The organism is Paractinoplanes atraurantiacus (assembly GCF_900215205.1).
In the GTDB taxonomy this organism is placed as follows: Bacteria; Actinomycetota; Actinomycetes; order Mycobacteriales; family Micromonosporaceae; genus Actinoplanes; species Actinoplanes atraurantiacus.
Genome location: NZ_OBDY01000014.1, coordinates 135,756 through 152,230, shown reverse-complemented (window position 1 = coordinate 152,230; position 16,475 = coordinate 135,756). Strand labels below are relative to the sequence as shown.

7 protein-coding genes and 2 pseudogenes are annotated in these 16,475 nt (G+C 75.3%); 4 read left to right on the top strand and 5 right to left on the bottom strand.

Annotation, left to right across the window (positions count from 1 at the left end; translation table 11 throughout):
• Positions 1-57 precede the first annotated feature (57 nt).
• Positions 58-1,041 carry a zinc-binding alcohol dehydrogenase family protein gene (locus CRP55_RS28415; protein ID WP_097323206.1) on the top strand — a complete coding sequence of 328 codons (984 nt, stop codon included), beginning with the start codon at positions 58-60 and terminating at the stop codon, positions 1,039-1,041.
• 37 nt (positions 1,042-1,078) lie between these two features.
• On the opposite strand, the gene CRP55_RS55745 is transcribed toward CRP55_RS28415, so the two are convergent.
• Positions 1,079-3,427 carry a helix-turn-helix transcriptional regulator gene (locus tag CRP55_RS55745; protein ID WP_179855366.1) on the bottom strand — a complete coding sequence of 783 codons (2,349 nt, stop codon included), beginning with the start codon at positions 3,425-3,427 and terminating at the stop codon, positions 1,079-1,081.
• A gap of 160 nt (positions 3,428-3,587) precedes the next feature.
• Here CRP55_RS55745 and CRP55_RS52315 point away from each other — a divergent pair, with 160 nt between their 5' ends.
• On the top strand, positions 3,588-6,311 hold the full coding sequence (locus CRP55_RS52315) for an ATP-binding protein (RefSeq protein WP_143234945.1): 2,724 nt from the start codon (positions 3,588-3,590) through the stop codon (positions 6,309-6,311).
• A 93-nt stretch (positions 6,312-6,404) separates the two neighbouring features.
• Here the strand turns inward: CRP55_RS52315 and CRP55_RS56290 are convergent.
• Positions 6,405-6,641: pseudogene (locus CRP55_RS56290) on the bottom strand (LuxR C-terminal-related transcriptional regulator); the annotation flags it as partial.
• 159 nt (positions 6,642-6,800) lie between these two features.
• Here CRP55_RS56290 and CRP55_RS52305 point away from each other — a divergent pair.
• A complete protein-coding gene (locus tag CRP55_RS52305) occupies positions 6,801-7,718 on the top strand; it encodes a hypothetical protein (RefSeq protein ID WP_143234943.1) in 918 nt (305 codons plus the stop codon).
• Between the two features lie 717 nt (positions 7,719-8,435).
• Here CRP55_RS52305 and CRP55_RS56635 read toward each other — a convergent pair.
• A pseudogene (locus CRP55_RS56635) lies at positions 8,436-8,768 on the bottom strand (ATP-binding protein); the annotation flags it as partial.
• A 95-nt stretch (positions 8,769-8,863) separates the two neighbouring features.
• On the opposite strand from CRP55_RS56635, the gene CRP55_RS28395 reads away from it, so the two are divergent.
• Positions 8,864-11,569: a helix-turn-helix transcriptional regulator gene (locus tag CRP55_RS28395; protein ID WP_245923431.1), complete on the top strand. Its 2,706-nt coding sequence runs from the start codon at positions 8,864-8,866 to the stop codon at positions 11,567-11,569.
• 6 nt (positions 11,570-11,575) lie between these two features.
• On the opposite strand, the gene CRP55_RS28390 is transcribed toward CRP55_RS28395, so the two are convergent.
• Positions 11,576-14,044 (bottom strand): helix-turn-helix transcriptional regulator, encoded by a 2,469-nt coding sequence (locus CRP55_RS28390; RefSeq protein ID WP_097323202.1) that lies wholly within the window; start codon positions 14,042-14,044, stop codon positions 11,576-11,578.
• 60 nt (positions 14,045-14,104) lie between these two features.
• Positions 14,105-16,378 carry an ATP-binding protein gene (locus CRP55_RS28385; RefSeq protein ID WP_179855365.1) on the bottom strand — a complete coding sequence of 758 codons (2,274 nt, stop codon included), beginning with the start codon at positions 16,376-16,378 and terminating at the stop codon, positions 14,105-14,107.
• Positions 16,379-16,475: the final 97 nt, after the last annotated feature.

Below are 16,475 nucleotides of genomic sequence, written 5' to 3'. Positions count from 1 at the left end.
CCGTCAGTGAGCAAGGGAATCGTGGCCTGCATCTGAGGATCAACGAAGGGAACCTCGATGCGAGCCGTAATACTGTCCACCTCCCACAAGCTTGTCGACGTCGAAGTGCCCGATCCGGAGCCGGGTGCCCACGACCTGCTGGTGCGGATCGAGGCCGTCTCCGTCAACCCGGTCGACGTCAAGAGCCGCGGCGGATCGCACGACGGCGAACCTCGGATCCTCGGCTACGACGCCGCCGGGGTGGTCGAAGCGGTCGGGCCGAAGGTCACCCGATTCCGCCCCGGCGACGAGGTCTACTACGCCGGCAACGTGCGCCGCCAGGGCAGCAACGCCGAACTGCAGGTGGTTGACGAACGGATCGTCGGTCACAAACCGGCCGGCCTCGACATGGCTCAGGCTGCGGCGCTTCCGTTGACCACTATCACCGCCTGGGAGTCGCTTTTCGAGCACCTCGGCCTCACCGCGGAAAGCACCGGCACTCTCCTGGTGGTCGGCGCGGCCGGTGGTGTCGGATCGATGGTCACCCAACTCGCCCGGTCCCGTACCGAACTCACGATCATCGGCACGGCGTCCCGCGCCGACTCGCAACGCTGGGCCCGCGAGATGGGGGCCGATGAGGTTGTCGACCACCATCAGGGGCTGGCTCGACAGGTGCTCAAGTCGCATCCGGACGGCGTCGAATACGTGTTCTCGCCGCACTCCGCCAGCAACGTCGGCGAGTACGCGCGGGTCCTCAAACCGTTCGGCCACGTCGTGGCGATCGACGAGGTCGACGACATTCAGCCGTTGAAGGCGAAGAGCATCGCCTGGCATTGGGAACTGATGTTCACCCGGCCGACCTATGCCCCGGACGACGACAGTCAAGGCCGTCTGCTCGACGAGGTCGCCCGCATGGTCGATGCGGGGGACATCCGCAGCACCCTGACCACCCGGCTGGGGCCGCTGGACGCGGCGACCCTGACCGAGGCGCACCGCCTGGTCGGCACCGGTTCGGGCGTCGGCAAGGTCGTGGTGCAGAAAGAACCGGCTGGACCCCGGTGAAGGGCCCAGCGGGCGTCCCCGGAGCGCCCGGCAACGGTCAGCCGGCGTCGAGCATGGCGGCCAGCTCGTGGCGGCCGCCGACGCCGAGCTTCGGGTAGGCGTGGTGGAGATGCGTGCCGATCGTCCGCATCGAGAGGTTGAGGCGGCTCGCGATCTCCTGATTGCGCAGGCCGCGGGCGGCTAGCAGGACGACGTTGCGCTGTTGCGGGCTGAGGCGGTCGAGCGGGTCGGTGGCCCCAGGCGCGGCGACCGGCTTGGCGGGGTCGGCCCCGGCCGCCCGCAATTCGTTGCGGGCGGTGTCGGCGAAACCGGCCGCGCCCAGGTCCTCGAAGGCAGCCAGCGCTGTCGACAGTTCGACCCGGGCGGGCCGGATCCGCCGGTCGCGCCGCAGCCGGATGCCGTGCTGAAGGTGCGCCAGCGCGCCTTCAAGCGGGCCGGCCGCGTCGAGTGCGGCTGGGCGGAGGTCGCCGTTGAGCAGGGCCCGGACCTGCTCGCTCGCACCGGCCGCGTCCATCACCCGGCCGGCGTCGCCGACGCGGTCGGCCCAGACGGCTGTGAGAGCCAGGAAGGACAACATTCGGCCGTACGGGTCGAGGTGCCGGCCGTGTCCGCCGGGGTCGAAGAAGTCACGGAAGTGCTGGTAGGCCCGCTCGTGATTTCCGTCCGCGAACTCGGCCAGGCCCTGCGCCTCGTGGACCCAGGCGACGAGCCGGCCGGTGGGCCGCATGACCGGGCGGAGGCGGGCAGCGGCGCGGTCGCCGCGGAGCCCGGCCAGGACCGCACGCAGAGTGGCGACCTCCGCCGCCAGTACGGCCAGGCCGGATACGTGGCTCAGGTTCTCGGCCTCGGTGAGGACGGCGTCGGCGGCGGCCCAGCGCCCGGCGTTGATCAGCGCACCGGCGCGGGGAAGGAACAGTTCCGGGAACCCGAGCCGCGAGTCGGCCTCGTCCGGCTCTCGTCCGCGATAGACGTCCAGGATGTACGCCGCGTCCGGGTCGTTTGCGAGGTCGGCGGCCTCGTCGGTGCGTCCGCTTCGGCACAGGGCCAGCACGGCTTGCACCGTGGCGTCGCGGGTGGCGCCACCGTGAGCTTCCGCGGCGGCGTGCAGCTCCAGCACCCAGTCGGGACGGCCGGCGGTGAGAGCCGCGGCCGAGTACCGCCGGGCGGCGTCGGCCGGATCCGGTGAGAGCTCGGCCGCCCAGGCCAGCGTGTCGGCCCGGCGATCGGGGCCGGTGACCCGGTCGGCGGCCCGTTCCAGCGCGGTGGCGATCGGTTCGCTCGGCCCGGCCGCCGCGGCCGCCTGATGCGCGGCGGCGATCGGCCCGGCGGTGGTCGTTTCGGGCGCCGTGGCCGTCCGGTGCGGGGCGCCCGGCAGTACCGCGGCGAACCTGTCGTGCAGGGCCGCTCGCTCCAGCGCCGAACAGGACAGGTAGGCCGCGACCCCGGCCGCCGGGTCGGCGAATCGGACCGTACGGCCGTCGGTCTCGAGCAGTCCCGACGCGACAGCCGAAGTCAGGACCTCTTCGGGCACCCCGCTCGCCGCGAGTACCGCTGTGACGTCCTCGTCGGTCAGTTGGGCGCTCACCTGGCGGGCGAGGGCCAGCGTGGCGGGGTCGAGACCGGCCAGGTCGGCCGCGTGGCGCTGGCGCAGCGGGTCCGACCGCGACGGCGGCGGTTGCAGGACCGCCCAGGCCGGTGCCCCGTCGAATGCCGCGGCCAGCTCCACGATGGCGCGCGGCTTGCCGCGGGCCCGGTCCAGCAGGCGCAGGCGCGCACGGCCGGAGAGAGCCACCGCCTGGCGGTCCAGCAGGCGCGCGGCGTCGACGTCGGGGAGTGGCCCGAGCTCGATCGTGCACATGCCCGGCCACAGCAGGTCGGCGGCCCGGTGCCGGCGCACGCCCAGAAGGAACACGACCGGGTTGCGGTACGTGCGGCGGCCGAGGTCGCGCAGGACGCGGGCCGACAGCGGGTCGCACAGGTGCAGGTCGTCGACCACGATCAGCAGCGGCCCGGTCCGCCCGGGCGCGGCCAGCAGGCGGTGCGCGCCGTCGGCGAGAGCCGCGGCCAAATCCTGGCCGGCCCGCGGGCGCAGTGTTGCCGCCGCCGTCACCGCCGACCGGTCGTCGTCGGTCAGGATGCCGGCCACGGCCGCGCGCAGTGGCCAGATGAGCTGTTGCAGCGCCGCGCCCTCGTGGTCATGCTCGTCGCGGTGACCGGCCATGTGCACCACGTGGTGGCCTCGGGCGAGGGCGTCCTCGGCCGCCGCTGTCAGGAACGCCGACAAGCCCTGGCCCGCGCCGGCCACGACACCGATCTCGAAGCCGGCGTCGAGGGCGGTGCGCAGGCGCGCCCATTCGTCGTCCCGGCCCAGCAAGGTCGTCCCCACGGTCATCCCCTCCGTCTCGCGTGGCGCCGACCGGCCACACGATCGACTGTGCGGGAGGAGACTCGCGGCGGTTATCAGTCGAATGACAACTGTTGCGCGGGCAACAGCAGTGGTCCGTTCGGACCTTAACGCCAGCTCAGCGCTGAAATAGACTCCGTCCGTGATCTTGCCGCAGCAGTCCGGAGCCCTGGTCGGCCGAGCTATCGAGAGCGAAAAGCTCGGCACTCTGTTGGAGGGCGTGCACGACCGGGGCACGGCGGTTCTGATCGAAGGCACACCCGGCATCGGCAAGACGTCCCTTTTACAGGATTTGTCGGCACGCGCGCTGGTATCAGGGTTTCGGGAGCTGGCGGCGCGCGGGGTCCAGGGCGTGGGCGCCACCGGCTTCGGCGGCCTCCACCAGGTGCTGCACCCGGTTCTGGACCGGGTGGCCGCCCTGCCCGAGAGTCAGCGGGCGGCGCTGCTGGTGGCGTTCGGCGAGCAGGAGGGCCCGGCCCCCGACCGGCTGCTGATCAGCCTGGCCGTGCAGAGCCTGCTGGAGGAGGCCGCCGCGGCGGGCCCGCTCCTGATCACGGTGGACGATCTGCACTGGCTGGACCGGTCGAGCGCGGACGTCATCGCCTTCGTGGCCCGCCGGCTCGCCGCGGCACCTGTGCTGCTGGTGGCCACGACCCGGACCGATGCCGCGTACCCTGATCGCGGCGGGGCGTTCCCGGAGGTCATCCGGCTGTCCACGCTCGCTCCGGAGGACGCCTCGGCGCTGCTCGACCGGGTCGCGCCCGAGCTCGGCGCCCGCCCGCGGCGCAAGCTTCTGGCCGCGGCGTCGGGCAACCCGCTGGCATTGCGCGAACTGGCCGCGGCGACGGCCGGTGGAAGCCTCGACGACAGCGACCGGTTGCCGATGACCGAACGTCTCGAGCAGGCCTTCATGGCCGAGGTCAACCAGTTGCCGGTCGCCGGCCGGAGCGTGTTGCTGCTGGCCGCGGCGGGCGAGGATCTGGCCGCCGGCGAGTTCGAGGCGGCCCTCGGCGCGGCCGGGCTGTCGCCGGCCGACCTCGAGCCGGTCGAACGCAGCGGCCTGCTGCGGATGGACGGCGGCCGGGCCGTCTTCTCCCACCCGCTGGTCAGCTCGGCCGTCTACGGAGGCGCCTCGCTGACCGATCGGGCCGGCGTGCACACCGCGCTCGCGAGCGTGGCTCACGACCCCGGCCGGGCGGCGCTGCACCGGGCCGCGGCGGCGTTCGGATTCGACGAAGACGTGGCGGCCGATCTCGAGGCGGCCGCGAATCAGGCCCGCCGGCACGGCGCCCATCCCGAGGCCATGATCGCCTTCCGCCGGGCGGCCGCGCTGTCGCCGGCCGTCGCGAACCGGGTCCGCCGCCTGGCCGCGGCCACCGAGTCGGCCCGCGCCGGCGGTCTGTCGGCCGAGGCGGCCGACCTGGTCCGCGAGGCGTTGCCGCTGGCCCAGGACCCCACCGACATCCGCGTCCTGGCCCGGGCCGAATGGCTGCTCAGTGTCACCGGGAGCCTGGCCGGTCCGAGCGTGCTCGACCTGGTCGCCCTGGCCGCCCGGCTCGGTCGGGCCGAGGGCGCGCGGCCCGCCGACCAGATCGAGATCCTGCTCTGGGCGGCCAGCAACTCGCGGACCTTCCAGGAACCGGAGGAGGTCCGCCGGGTGGTCCGGGCGGCGCTGGAGGAGATCCCGCCCGGCGACCGGGACGAGTTGCATCAGGTCGGCATGGCGCTGATCGCTCCCGGTGGGGGCGCCACCTTCCGCGATCTGTCCGCGCTGGCCCCGCGGATCCTCGCCATCGACCCGGTGATCATGAATTTCCTGGCGTTCGCGGCCGAGGGCGAGCAGGACCTCGCGACCGCGGTGGAATGCTGGACGATCGCGGCCGACCACCACCACGCGGCGGGCCGGCTCGGCGACGAGGCGACCGCGATCTGTGGCCGGTCCTCTCCTCGGATCGTCGCCGGCGACCTGATCGGCGGGCTCGCCGACGGCGAACAGGCGCTGCGCCTTTCGGCCGACTTCGACCTCGGGATCACCGGGGCGATGGCCGCCGCCGACGTCGCGCTGGGCAGCGCCCGGATCGGTGACCTGGCGCGCGCCCGGTCGGCGATCGAGCAACTGGGCGAGTTCCCCGGCGCCGAGGTGCCCCGCATTCAGGCTGTCACCGCCTGGGCGGAGGGTCTGATCGCGCTGGACGAGGGCCGGTACGCCGACGCGCTCACCGCTCTCGAGGGCACCTCGGTCAACGAGCCGATCGAGTTGTGGGCGGCCGCCGACAGCGTCGAGGCGGCCGTCCGGGCCGGGCGTACCGAGGCGGCGCAACGGCGGCTCGCCATGCTCGCCACCGCTGCCGCCGGGCTGCCGGGTGCCACGAGCCTTCAGCACGCCCGGGCTCGGGCGCAGGCCCTGCTGGCCGTCGATGGACAGGCGCGAGAGCTCTTCGAGGCTGCTGTCGAGCACGGCCTCCGGGCCGGTTCGGCGTTCGACCTCGGACGTACGCGGTTGCTGTTCGGTGAGTGGTTGCGCCGCGCCCGGCATGTCGCCGAGGCCCGTGAACAGCTCACCGCCGCCGTGGAGCTGCTCCGCGAGGCCGGCGCCGAGAGCTGGGCGGCGCGCGCCGGGAACGAGCTGGCCCTGGCGGGTTCGGGCGTGGCCGGTCAGCGTGCCCGGCAGGACCCGACCGGGCTGTTGACCACGCGCGAGGCGCAGGTCGCCGGGCTGGCCGCCCGCGGGCTGACCAACAACGAGATCGCCGGTCAGCTGCACCTTTCGCCGCGCACCGTCGCCGACCACCTGCAGAAGATCTTCGGCAAGCTCGGCATCTCCCAGCGGTCGCAGCTCGCCGTGCTGTGGGCGGCCGGCCGCTGACGTCTCGTACGCGGCCAGGGCGGCGCGCAGCCCGGACCGGCGGGTGACGCCCAGCTTCGGGAAGGCGTCGTAGAGGTACGCGCCGACCGTCCGGGAGGCGCAGTGGATCCGGACGGCGATCTGCTTGTTGGTCAGGCCGTCGGCCGCCAACCGGGCTACCCGCAGCTCCTGGGCGGTGAGGGCGGTGAGGGCGGTACGGGCGCCGGCCGGTGTGCTCGCGGTGACTCCGGCCCCGCGCAGCCCGGCAGCGGCCAGCGCGGCCCACGGGCGGGCGCCGGCCCGGCCGAACAGGAAGCGGGCCTCGGTGAGCTGCTCGCGGGCGGCCACCATGCGCCCCCGCAGGCGTAGCCAGGTTCCGTAGGCGAGCAGGGTGCGGGCCAGCTCGAGCGGGACGCCGGCCGCGCGGCCCGCGGCCGCCGACTGCTGGAACCACGGCTCGGGGTCGCGGTCGTCGAGCAGTGCCCGGCCGCGCAGCACCACCGTCCACAGGTGGCCGGAGTCCAGGGCGGCAGCCGCTCGGGCCGCCTGGTCGACCCGCCGGGCCGCTTCGGCCCGGTGAGCCGGGTCACCGGTTCCGGCGGCGGCCCAGGCCAGGTCACCGACCGCGTTCCAGGCGATGGTGCGGTGGCCGTCGAGGGCCCGCAGCGCGTTCCAGGCGTCGCCGAACCGTCCCTCACGCAGCGCCACCAGGCCGCCGGCCCAGCCGTTGACGGCCGTGACCAGCGCCGGCGCGGCCGTCGCGGCCGGGACGGGGGAGGAGGCGGGGCCGGGAGAGGACGCGGGGCCGGCGGTCCAGGCCGCGGTCAGCGCGAGGCCGGCGCCGGCCAGCGCCCTCAGGCCCGGCAGACCGAGCTCGGTTGCGAGCCGGGCGGCGCGGATAGTGCGCGCCTCGGCGTCGGCGAGCCGGCCGCGAATCACACGGCTCACCGACTCCTCGGCCAGCAGGGCGACGCGATCGGCCACCGCGCCCGGGCGTGCGTTCAGGGCTTCTCCGACCAGGTCCCAGCACTGCCCGGCCAACTCGGGAGCGTGCTGGGCCTCGGCCGCCCGCGCGCAGTCGGCCAGCTCATCGGCGACGTCGTCGCCGGGCGTCTCGGCCCGCAGGCGTTCGCACGCCGCAGCCACGCGATCGGCGAGAGCGGGCAGCCCGTCGGCGGAAGTGGACGGGCCGGTGCCGGACAGCGGGTCGCGGGCCGGCTCCGGGGCGGCGTTGGCCGGCTCGAGCCCGGCCCCCTCGGCGAACAGCAGCTTGGTCGTGGTCAGAGTCAACCGCGCACGTACGGCCGGGGCCGGCCCCGCCGCAGCGGCGGTGCCGACCAGGGTGTGCGCCTCGGCGTTGCGGCCCGCCTGCCGGGCCAATTCGGCTGCGCCGGCGAGCCGGCGGGTGCGGTCGGCCGGGCTCGGTGACAGGGCCGCCGCCCGCTGGAGCAGCCCGACCGCGCCCGGCAGCGCACCCTGGCCGGCCGCGTGACGGGCCGCCGACTCGAGGCCGGCCGCGGCGGTCTCGTCCTCGGCGGTACGCCGGGCCGATCGGTGCCAGGTGGCCACGGTGGCGTCGAGGGTGGTGGCGGCCAGGGCGTCGTGGGCCTGGTGCCGTTCGGCCGGGTCGGCCGCGCCGTACAGGACGGTTCGCAGCAGCGGGCCGCGGATCCGTACGAGGTCGCCGAACACGGACACCAGCCCGGCCCGCTCGGCCGGTGCAAGGTCTTCCGGGACGAGCCCGAGGCGATGGGCGGCCGCGGTCAGCTCGGGCACCCGGTGCTGCTCGGCCGCGGCCACCAGCAGCAGGAACCGCCGGGCGGCGGCCGGGAGTCCCGCGGTGTCGGCAAGCACGCTGGCGGCCAGTCGCCGGGTCACCGGCAGCGGCTCGTACGGCGGGACGTCGCCGGTCCGCGCGAACTCCCGCAGCGCCAGCGGGTTGCCCTGTGCGGCGTCGATGACCCGGGCCCGCGACGTCTCCGGCAGCGTGGCCACCAGCTCTCCGGCCGCCTCGGCCGGCAGCGGGCCCAGTGCTACCGGAACGGCCGGCCAGTCCGGTTCGTCGTCGGCCACCGAACCGGCGGTCACCAGCAGGATCGGGACGTCACGGAGGCGGCGGGCCAGGAAGGTCAGCACCCGGGCGGTCGCCGGCCCGGCCCGGTGCAGGTCGTCGACGAGCAGGACCACCGGCCGCCGCCGGGCCTCGGCCCGCAGGAGGGCGAGAACCGCGAGGCCGGTCGCTGGGGCCGGGTCGGCGACCGGCCGTAGCAGCTCGTCCAGGTCGCGGCCGCGCAGGACCAGGTGACCGGCCTGCCGGGCGCGGTCGGCGACGAGATCGAGCAGAGACGTACGTCCGGAGCCGGGCTCGCCGAGGATCGCCACCGGGGTGTCGAGCCGGTCCAGGGCATGGGAGAGCGTCGCGATCTGCCGCTCGCGGCCGATGAGCGTCCGAGACACGATGCACCCCCTTTTCGTCATCGACCAATCTGCCGGAGAAGATCGTGCGGGGGCACCCGTTGAATGACTGAACAAGGTGCGGGGCCGCCCGGATTACGCTTGCTGCCGTGCCGATCATGGGGCGAGATGCCGAGCTGAGCGTGCTGACCGGCGTCCTCGACCGGCTGGGCCCCGGTGGCCGGGCCGTGCTGATCGAGGGCCAGACCGGCGTCGGCAAGACGGCACTGACCGAGACGCTCGCCGACGAGGCGGGTGGGCGTGGCCTGCCGGTGCTGCTCACCGGCGGCACCGGCGACGACTCGGGGCCCGGGGAGCACGCCGGTCTGCACGAGCTGCTCCACCCGTTGCTCGAGGACGCCCTCGGCCTGCCCCGGCGCCAGCACGAGGCGCTGCTGACCGCACTCGGCCTCGCCGCCGGTCCACCTCCCGACCCCCTGCTGGTCGGCCTGGCCACCCTCGGCTTGCTGGAGAAGGCGGCCGGCACCGGGGGACTGCTCGTGGTCGCCGAGGACGTGTACCGGCTCGACCCGGAGAGCCTGGCCGCCATCGACTTCGTGGCCGGGCGGTTGAGCAACGCCCCGATCGCGATCCTGGCCACCACCCGTCCCGGGATGCTGCGTACACCGCTGTTCGCGGGGCGTGAGGTGACGCTGCTGACGCTCGGGCCGCTCGACGACGACGCGGCCGGGTTGCTGCTCAGCGCCACCGCCCCCGAGATCGGCGAGGACCTGCGCCGCCAAGTGCTGGCCGAGGCCGGCGGCAACCCGCTGGCAGTGCGGGAGTTCGCGGCCGAGGCCCGGCGCTTCGTGGGCCGTGCCGCCACCCCGGGCCGGTTGCCGGCCCGATTGCCGGTGAGCCGCCGCCTGCAACGGGCCTTCATCGGCGACCTGGCGTCGTTGCCGGCGGCCAGCCGGATGTTGCTGCTCATCGCGGCCGCCGGAGATGAGCACTGCACGCTGCCGGAGGTCGTCGCGGCCGCGGCCCGGGCCGGGGCGGGACCGGCCGACCTGAGCCCGCTCGAACGCGGACGGCTCCTCGCCGTACGGTTCGGGCGCCTGACCTTCGATCACCCACTGGTCCGGTCGGCCGTGTACAGCTCGGCGTCGCTGGCCGAGCGGGCCGCCGCGCACGGGCACCTGGCCGATGTGGTGACCGACCCGGTGCGGGCGGCCTGGCACCGGGCGGCCGCCACGCTGCGGCTGGACGAGACGGTGGCCGGGGCGATGGAAGCCGCCTCGGGTCTGGCGCAGCAGCGCGGCACTCTGCGGGAGGCGGTGGCGGCCCTGCGCCGGGCGGCCGACCTGTCACCGGGGCCGGAGGACCGGGCGCGCCGCTGTGCCGCCGGCGCCGAGGTGGCCCGCCAGGCGGGGTTGCCGGACGAGGCGTACGCGCTGCTCGCCGAGGCCTTTTCCCTTACCGGGGAGCCCGCCGGCCGGGCCGCGCTGGCCGCGATCGAACGAACGCTCGGGATCACGTACGGCACTCCGGTCCGCAGGACGGAGGAGGTCGTCCGGCTGGCCGGCGCCGGCGGCGGGAAGCTGCTGACGGCGGCCGTCGACTACTGGTGGACGGTCGACGGGTCGCCGGCCACGGCCCGTCTCCTGGCCGGTGCGCTCGACCCGGCCGACGAGATCCTGCCGGCCATGCTCGACCCGGCGGCCCACGCCGGTGCGGTCCGGGAGCGACTGCCCGAGCTGCTCGCCTCGGCCCGGCGGGAGATCCTGGCCGGCGACCACCCGACCGGACCCGGATTGCCGCTGCTCGCGCGCTGTGCCGAGTCCGTACAGGCCCTGGCCGTTGCCCAGGAGAGCTGGGAGCTGCATTGGCGCTACCACCCGGCCGGCAACGCGCTCGACGACGAGGCGACCGCGCTCGGCGGCCGTGGCATGCTGCGGCTGCTCCGCGGCGAGCTGACGACCGGGCTGGCCGACGCTGAGCAGGCGTTGCGGATCGCTCAGCAGAGCGGGCTGACCAGGGTCGCGGGTGTGGCGGCGTCGGTCGCGGCGCTGGCGCTGGCCTGGCGCGGCGACCGGTCGGCGGCTCAGGACCGTCTTGCGGTCAGCGCCCGCGCGCGTGACCACGAACCGTACGCCCTCATCACCGCCCGTGAGGCGTGGGCGGCCGGCGTGCTGGCCCTGGCCGGCGGCCGGTACGCCGACGCCTGGCGTGAGCTGACGGAGACCGCCGCCCACCCCACCACCGGTCTGTGGGCGACCGCCGACATGGCCGAGGCCGGATTTCGGGCCGAGCGGACCGGACCGGCCCGGGAGCGCTGCGCGGCGGCCGAGGCGCAGGCCGCGGCGCTGGGCTCGGATCACCTGTGGGCGATCGTCCACCGGGCCCGGGCCGTGCTCACCGACGGCGACGAGGCCGAGCAGGCGTACCGGCAGTCGCTGAAGGCCGCCGAGGCCGCCGGCAACGGCTTCGAGCTGGCTCGCGGCCGCCTCGCGTACGGCGAATGGCTGCGCCGCCGGCGCCGGATCATCGAGGCCCGCGAGCCGCTGCGAGCGGCGTTCCACGAGTTTCGGCGCATCCGGGCGGCCGACCTGACCGAACGGGCGTCGGCCGAGCTGAGGGCGGCCGGCGTGACCGCCGTGGACGAGCGCCCGGCGGCCGGCGCGGTGGCCGACCTGACCCCGCAGGAGGCCCAGATCGTGCGGCTGGCCGCGACCGGGCTGAGCAACAAGGAGATCGCCGACCGGCTGTTCCTGTCCCCGCGAACCGTCGGATCGCACCTCTACAAGGCGTTCCCGAAGCTCGGTGTGACCAGCCGGGCGCAGCTGGTCGCGGCCCTCGGGGAGGACGGTGGGGAGCAGGTCTGATCCTGCTCACGGCGCCGGCACCACGTCGCGCAGCTGGCCCCGGCCGCCCACGCCGAGTTTGGGATAGATCTGGTAGAGGTGGAAGCCGACCGTCCGCGGCGACACGTGGAACTGCTCGGCGATGGCGCGGTTGGAGAGCCCTTCGGCGGCCAGGCGGGCGATCCGTTGCTGCTGGGCGGTCAACCGGTGGAAGGCGTCGTCGCCGGGCTCGGTCATCCGCACCCCGGTGGCGCGCAGCTTGGCCCTCACCAGGTCGGCGTCGGCGGTGGCGCCGAGGGCGATGAACCGGTCGAGGGCGGCGAGCAGGTGGGTCCGGGCCACCGCGGTCCGCCGTCGCATACGTAGCCGGTCGGCGTGGTGAACGGTGAGGACGACCCGGTCGTACGGGCGGCCGGCCGGTTCGTCCAGCAGCTCCTTGATCCGGTCCGGGCCGTCGCCGGGTGACACGATCGCGATGGCCGCATCCCAGGCCCAGGCACGGTGCCGGGCCGGGACTCCGGCGTATCGGCGGGCGGCGGTCAGCAGCGTACGGGCATCGTCCTCCTGGCCCGCCGCCCGGGCCGCCGACGCGACCTCGAGAACCGACAACGGCGCGAACACGACATGCGTGGGCGCGCCGTCCGGAGCGAACAGCCGGCGCAGGTGGGCGTACGCGATGACCTGGTCGCCGGCGGCCATGGCGGCCCGGCCCGCGGCCCGGTGCACCAGGTGCCGGACCAGGCGGCCGTCCCCGGGCCGGGCGCCACCGAGCCGATCGAGCAGAAGCCGCGCCGAGGCCAGGTCGCCGAGGCGTACGGCGAGGGCGGCCCGCTGCGCGAGGACGGCCCGGTTGCCGGGCGCCCCGGCCAGCACGACGGCCGCCTCGCCGAACCGGCCCAGATCGGCCAGCACCTCGGCCAAGGCGACCGGCGTCAGCAGCGGGTCGTGGCCGGCCCGCCGCAACTCCCGGCGCAGACGGTCGACCGTCAACTCTCCCTCGTCGAGGCTCGGTTCGGCCGGGCCGGGCATCTCGCGCAGCAGCGCGCGCAGCTGAGGGAGGACGGCCGGGTCGCCGTCGGCCAGGACCGCGCGGACAGCGATGCCGGCCAGCGTTCGAGCGTGGCCGGGATCGGTGGCGAGCGTGCGGGTCGCCTGTTCGACGGCGCTCCGGCCGGACTCGAGTGGGAAGACGTCGCCGAGCGTGATCCAGGCGTCGGCGCGGGCGGCCGGGCCGGTGGCGTGTTCGGTCGCCAGCCGCCACAGTTCCCGAGCCCAGACGGGGTCGCCACCGCTGCGGGCGGCCCGGGTCGCCAGCGCGTAGCGGTGTGCCGCCTGCCGCCGGTCGGTGCTGCCCGCGGCCGCCCGTTGCAGCAGGCCGGCCGCTTCCAGGCCGTGGCCCGCGTTCGAGGCTTCGGCGGCGGCCCGTTCGCAAGCCTGGGCCATGCGGTCGCCGTCGGCCGGGACGGTCCAGGCCAGGTGCCGGTCGCGGCCGGCGGATCCGGGGGAGAGGCGGGCCGCGAGGCGGGCGTGAGCGGTCTGCCGCTGTGCCGCCGAGGCGGTGAAGTAGCAGACGGTACGGGCCATCGGGTGACGGAACAGGATCCGCCCGGCGACCACCGTGACCAGTCCCTCGCGTTCGGCCCGTTGCACGTCGGCCGGCCCGGCGCCGGACCCGGCGAGCACGTCGGCCACGCTGCCCTCGTCGGCGGCCGCCGCGTACAGCAGAAGGGCTTTGACCGAGCCGGGCAGGGCGGCCAGGCCCGGTGTGAAACGGCGGGCGAGCGGACCGTCCGGCCGGAGCCGGAAGGCCGGCAGGGTACCGGCGTCGGTGGCCCGCCGGGCGAGCTCGATCAGCGCCAGGGGATTGCCGCCGCCGTGCCGCAGGATACTCGCGCGCACGAACCCGGCCGGGGCCTCCGGCTGCTCGTCGAGGAGCATGGCCGAGGCGGCGTCCGGCAGCGGCCGGACGTGATGGTGAGTGAGGTCGGCGGTCGCCGCCCCGAAGGCGGCCAGGCTGTGCGCGGCGAACAGCAGCAGCAGCTTCTCGCGGCGCAGCCGGCGCGCGGCGAACAGCAGCAGGGAGACCACCTCGGCGTCCCGCTCGCCGACGTCGTCGATCACGATCGCGACCCCTCCGGTGCGGCACAGATGCCGCACGACCGCCAGCACGGCCATCCGCAGCGCCGTCGGGCCGGGAGCGCCCGGCTCGTCGTCCAACCAGGATCGTAGGGACCCAGTGAGCTCGCCCGGAAGCGAGTCGGCGCCGGCTTCCAGGAGCGCGTGCACGGCCGCCCGGGCCAACGTGGGCCGGCAGGGGTTCACCGTCAGGGTTCGGAAGCCGCGGTCCCGCGCGATCTCGCCGCCGTGTCGCAGCAGGGTGCTCAGGCCGATCCCGGCGTCTCCGGTGAGCAGGACGGCGTGCGGGCCGGTCCGTGTCCCGGCGACGGCCCGGTCGAGGAGGGCGAGTTCGGCCTCGCGGAGTCGCAGGGTGTCCATCTGCACACCATGCGGCCCGGGACGAGTTCAGTCATGCGTCGCTTCACTGACGGGACGCCGTCAAAGGGCTCCCGGGCCCTGTTCGAGCCGGGACACCAGCCGGAGCCGTTCGGCCGCGCCGGGATGGGCCGCGACCTTGTCGAACCATTGCCGCGCGGCGCCGGGACGCCCGGCCCGCGCGGCCGCCGCGGCCAGGTCGGGGCCCGCCCAGATCTCGATCGGGTCGTTGACCGCGGTGCCCGCCAGCGCGTCCACAGCGTCGTCGTGGCGGCCCTCCCAGCCGGCCACCAGTCCTTCGGCCCACGAGGCGACCGCCCGTACGCGGGCGAAGTCCGCCCCACCCGGGAAGGCCCGCACCTCGGCCAGGGCGGCCCGCGCGCCGGCAGTCTCGCCCCGGATCGCCCGCACGAGCGCCACCGCGGCGGCGGCCATGGCCCCCACGATCTCCAGATCGAACTCCCGGGACAGCCGCAACGACTCCTCGGCGTCGGCCAGCCCGGTGTCCAGCTCGCCCGACAGGATGCGCGACATGGCCCGGCCGCAGCGGGTCACCGCCTCGTCGCCGATCCGGCCCGAGGCCTGGTCGAACTCCACGACGGCGGTCCAGCACCGTTCGGCCGTCTCCAGGTCGAGCGCGCCCTCGGCCGCGAAGGCGAGCACGTTCATCATCTCCGGGTAGAGGCCGAGGATTCGCGGGGCGAGCTCGGGCAGGTCCGCGCGGAGGGCGTCCATGCCCCGCCCCGGGTCGAGCAGGGTCAGGGCGATCTCGTGCGGCGCACCCCGGCCGTCCGGTTCGATCGCGTCGAGGGCGTGCCGGATGGCCGTCCGCACCTCATCGGCCTCCTGCAGGATCCACGCCTTGATGGCGGCCCACAGCAGGATCTCGGCCCGCTCGGCGGGATGGCCGCGGCCGGAGGGGCCGGCGTGCCGGGCGGCCAGGGCGACCAGGTCGAGGGCGCCGCGACCGGGCACGTCCGAGGTCATGCTGAGCAGCCATTCCGTACGGGCCAGTCCGCGGACGTCGGCCAGGTCCTCGGCCAGCGGCGACGCCTCGCGCAGCATCTCGACCGCCTCGGCGGTCAGGCCACCGCGCCGGGCGGCCTCGGCGGCCCGGCCCAGCCTGCGGACCCGGTCGCGCAGGGCGGGGGACAGGGCCGCCGCCCGCCGGTAAGTGATCATCGCCTCCGGGTTGGCGCCCAGCCGCTGGGCGGCCTCAGCGCCGGCTTCCAGATCGGCGGCGACCTCCTCGTCCCAGCCGTACGTGGCCGACGCCCGATGCCAGGCCGCACGGACCGGATCGGCCGTGACCGAGGCGAGTGCCCGGTGCGCGCCGGACCGGTCCAGCGCCGGCGAACCGCCGTAGATCGCCGACCCGACCAGCGGGTGGCGGAACGAGACCCGGCCCTCCTCGATCCGCAGCAGCCCAGCCTTGACCACCTCGTGCAGCTCGTCCTCGGTGTGCCCGAGCGCGCGGACCGCGGCCACCAACTCCTCGAACCGGGCATCCTGGCCGGCCGCCGCCACGCGCAGAACCTGGCGGCTCGGCTCCGGCAGCCGGGTGACCTCGGCCAGGAAGGCCTGTTCGAGCCGGGCCGTCATCGGCACCTGGTCAACCAGCGTCTCCCGGTCGCCGAACGCGGTCGGAAGCTCGTGCAACGCCAGCGGGTTCCCGGCCGACGCGTGCAGGATCCGCCGCCGGACCCGCGCCCCGATGCCGGGGGCGACCCGGTCGAGCAGCCGCGCCGAGTCCTCCGGCGTGAGCGGCCCCAGCCTCAGCACGTCCGGGAAGGAGTCGCTGCGGTCGGCGTACGTCTCGCCGGTCCGGGTGGTCGCCACCAGCAGGACGGGCGCCGCACCGAGCCGTCGTACGACGAACGAGACGACGTCGGCGCTCGACCGGTCCAGCCAGTGCAGGTCGTCCACCACCACCAGCAGCGGGCCCGCGCCGGCGGCCGTGGCGAGCAAACCCGAGGTGGCCAGGCCGATCAGAAGCCGGTCGGAGGCGGGCCCGTCCTCGTGCCCGAACGCCACCAGCAGCGCCGAACTCTGGTTGGCGGGCAGCGAGCCGATCTGGTCGAGGACCGGGTGCAGCATCTGGTGCAGCCCGCTGAATCCGGCGGTGTCCGCGCCGTGCACTCCCCGGGCACCGAGCTCCCGGAACCCGCGCGCCCGGGCTCGGTCGGCGACCTCGCGTACCAGCGCGGTCTTCCCGATCCCGGCGTCGCCCTCGACGAGCACGGCCCGCCCGCCGGTTGCCGCCTGCCGCAGCAGGGTGGCGAGCCGGGTCCGCTCGGCCGAGCGCCCGACCAGGCTCTCGTCGGGCTGCCTTGTCACAGTGGCCGACATTAGCGGCGCGAAGCGCTCTCCCGGCCGGTTGGACGGAGACGGCAGTCATTTATCAGTACCGGCCCGTAGGAGGGCCACGTCGGCG